This is a genomic window from Ochrobactrum soli (genome assembly GCF_003664555.1).
Taxonomy (GTDB): domain Bacteria; phylum Pseudomonadota; class Alphaproteobacteria; order Rhizobiales; family Rhizobiaceae; genus Brucella; species Brucella teleogrylli.
Genome location: NZ_RCHH01000040.1, coordinates 1 through 3,114, shown reverse-complemented (window position 1 = coordinate 3,114; position 3,114 = coordinate 1). Strand labels below are relative to the sequence as shown.

Here is a 3,114-nt window from a genome sequence, read left to right as displayed (position 1 = left end):
CCGAGCGATATGGCGCGGTTTTCATTCTCGCGCACCGATTTCAGGATCATGCCGAAGGGCGAGTTGATGATGCGCCAGATGGCAAACACGCCGAGCACGAACAGCGCCAGCACAAAGTAATACATGTTCATCGGATTGTTGAGATCGATGAAGCCAAACAGATATCCGCGCGGCACGCCCTGCAAGCCGTCTTCGCCATGGGTGAAGGCAGCCTGCAGGCAGAAGAAGAAGAACATCTGCGACAGCGCAAGCGTGATCATGGTCGAATAGATGCCCTGTCGGCGAATGGCCAGATAGCCGATGACGAGGCCAAGCGCTGCGGCGGCAAGAATGCCGAGGATCAGGCCCACTTCCGGCGTCACGCCCCATTCCTTCACCGTATGCGCGGTGATATAGGCCGCACCGCCGAAGAAGGCTGCATGGCCAAACGAGAGAATGCCGGTATAGCCGAGCAGCAGGTTGAACGCCGAGGCAAACAGCGCAAAGCACAGCATCTTCATCAGAAAGATCGGATAGACCACGAAGGGTGCTGCGGCCAGTGCGACGATGGCGATGATGAGGATGGTGGCCGACAGGCTGTTGATCGCCGGTGCCTTGGCGGCATTGACGTCATGCGTCGCAGCCGTTGCTTTAAGAGCGGTATCAGCCATATCAGGCCTCCTTCCCGAACAGTCCGGCGGGTCGCACCAGAAGGACGATAGCCATGATGACGAAGATGACGATGCTGGAGGCTTCCGGGTAGAAGACCTTGGTGAGCCCTTCGGCCAGTCCCAGCACATAGCCGGTGATGATGGCGCCGAGGATCGATCCCATGCCGCCGACAACCACCACGGCAAAGACCACGATGATGATGTTCGAACCCATCAGCGGGCTGACCTGATAGATCGGGGCGGCCATGATGCCGGCAACGCCCGCAAGGCCAGCACCCAGCGCATAGGTGAAGGTGAGAAGCAGCGGCACATTGATGCCGAAGGCCTTGACCAGTGTCGGGTTTTCGGTGGCGGCGCGCAGATAAGCGCCAAGCTTGGTCTTTTCGATCAGAAGCCAGGTGCCAAGGCAGATGATCAGCGAAGCCACCACCACCCAGGCGCGATAATTCGGCAGGAACATGAAGCCGAGATTGTTGCCGCCTGCAAGCGACGGTGGCACCGCATAGGGCTGTCCGGCAGCACCATAATAATAGCGGAACGTGCCTTCGATCACGAGCGCCAGGCCGAAGGTGAAGAGCAGGCCGTAAAGCGGATCGAGATTATAAAGCCGTGACAGCGCCACGCGCTCGACAATCGCGCCGCCGAGACCGACGATGATCGGGGCCAGAATAAGCGCTGGCCAATAGCCGATGCCAAGCCAGCTCAACAGCAGATAACCGACAAAAGCGCCCAGCATATATTGCGCGCCATGGGCAAAATTGATGATGCGCAACAGCCCGAAGATGATGGCAAGGCCAAGGCTCAGCATGGCATAGAACGAGCCGTTGATGAGACCGACCAGCAATTGGCCGAGAAGCGCTTGCAGGGGGATTCCAAAAATCATTGTCATGTCAGACTCCCAGCGCTTCGTTCAGGGCCGCCATGCGGTCAGGCAGTTCGGCGGTTGGGAAGTTCTCCGTCACCACGCCATGATCCATCAGATAGAAGCGGTCTGCGACCTTGGCGGCAAAGCGGAAGTTCTGCTCGACCAGAAGGATGGTCATGCCGCGCTTCTTCAGTTCCACCAGCACATCGCCGATGCGCTGCACGATGACAGGCGCCAGACCTTCGGTCGGCTCGTCCAGCAGCAGCACCTTGACGCCGGTGCGCAGGATGCGCGCAATGGCCAGCATCTGCTGTTCGCCGCCCGACAGCTTGGTGCCGGGGCTGTTGCGCCGTTCATGCAGGTTCGGGAACAGCGCGTAAATCTCGTCCAGAGACATCAGGCTCTGCCCACCTCCCTGGCCAACTTTGGCGACAACCGGCGGCAAAAGCAGGTTCTCATGCACGCTGAGCGTGGCGAAGATGCCGCGCTCTTCCGGCACGAAGCCAAGACCCGCATGGGCGATGCGATGCAAAGGCACGCGCATGATGTCTTTGCCCTCCAGCGTGATCGTGCCGGTGCGCTTGCGGATGATACCCATGATGGCGCGCAAGGTTGTCGTCTTGCCGACGCCGTTGCGGCCCAGAAGCGTGATGGTTTCGCCCGGCCAGATGTCGAGATCGACGCCATGCAGGGCATGGCTTTCGCCATACCAGGCATTCAGCCCGCGCACAGACAGGAGCGGTTGGCCTTTATTCATGTTCGGTTCCCATATAGGCGGTGCGCACGCGCTCGTCCTTCGAGACGTCGGCATAGCTGCCGGAGGCGAGGATCTCGCCGCGTTGCAGCACCGTGACATGGTGGGCGATATCGGCCACCACCTTGAGATTGTGTTCCACCATCAAAACGGCGCGGTCCTTCGCGACATCGGCAATGAGGGCGGCAATGGTGTGAACGTCTTCATGGCCCATGCCAGCCATCGGCTCATCCAGCAGCAGCACTTTCGGATCAAGCGCCAGCGTGGTGGCGATTTCGAGCGCCCGCTTGCGGCCATAGGACAGATCGGCAGCCAGTGCATGACGGGCATCGGCAAGGCCGACGCGCTCCAGAAGCTCGACGGCTCTCGCATCCAGCCGGTCCAGCGCGGAAAGCGAACGCCAGAATTGCGTGGCAAGACCGTTCGGGCGTTGCAGCGCCACCTTGACGTTTTCCAGCACGGTGAGATGCGGGAAGGTGGCCGAAATCTGGAACGAACGCACCAGTCCCATCCGCGCCACTTTGGCCGGGTCGGTTTTGGTGATGGTTTCGCCCAGAAGCGTGATCTCGCCGCTTGTCGGCTGCAAAAACTTGGTCAGAAGATTGAACACCGTCGTCTTGCCAGCCCCGTTCGGGCCGATCAGCGCATGAACGCGGGCATGTTCCACATCAAGATCGACATTCTTCACCGCATAAAAGCCGCCAAACGACTTGCCCAAGCCGCGCGCCGACAAAACAGGACGCGCAGCGGTCCGCGATAGAGAAGTCGAGGTCGCCGGCCCTGCTTCACGCAGAGCCGTCACATTGCCAGTCGAAGCTGTCATCCAAAAAGCCTCTTTACTGCGT

General features: G+C 60.1%; 4 protein-coding genes. All 4 read right to left on the bottom strand.

Translation table 11 applies throughout. From position 1 onward, the window contains the following. Nucleotides 1-650, bottom strand: a 650-nt coding sequence (locus D8666_RS23840) for a branched-chain amino acid ABC transporter permease (RefSeq protein WP_147438033.1), incomplete at its 3' end; no start/stop codon positions are given. 1 nt (nt 651) lies between these two features. Then, on the bottom strand, nt 652-1,539 hold the full coding sequence (locus D8666_RS23835) for a branched-chain amino acid ABC transporter permease (protein ID WP_094513372.1): 888 nt from the start codon (nt 1,537-1,539) through the stop codon (nt 652-654). 1 nt (nt 1,540) lies between these two features. Continuing rightward, complete coding sequence (locus tag D8666_RS23830) at nt 1,541-2,272, bottom strand: ABC transporter ATP-binding protein (RefSeq protein ID WP_109369606.1); 732 nt, start codon at nt 2,270-2,272, stop codon at nt 1,541-1,543. Next, nucleotides 2,265-3,092 carry an ABC transporter ATP-binding protein gene (locus tag D8666_RS23825; protein ID WP_109369605.1) on the bottom strand — a complete coding sequence of 276 codons (828 nt, stop codon included), beginning with the start codon at nt 3,090-3,092 and terminating at the stop codon, nt 2,265-2,267. The genes D8666_RS23830 and D8666_RS23825 overlap by 8 nt, the downstream gene beginning before the upstream one ends. Nucleotides 3,093-3,114: the final 22 nt, after the last annotated feature.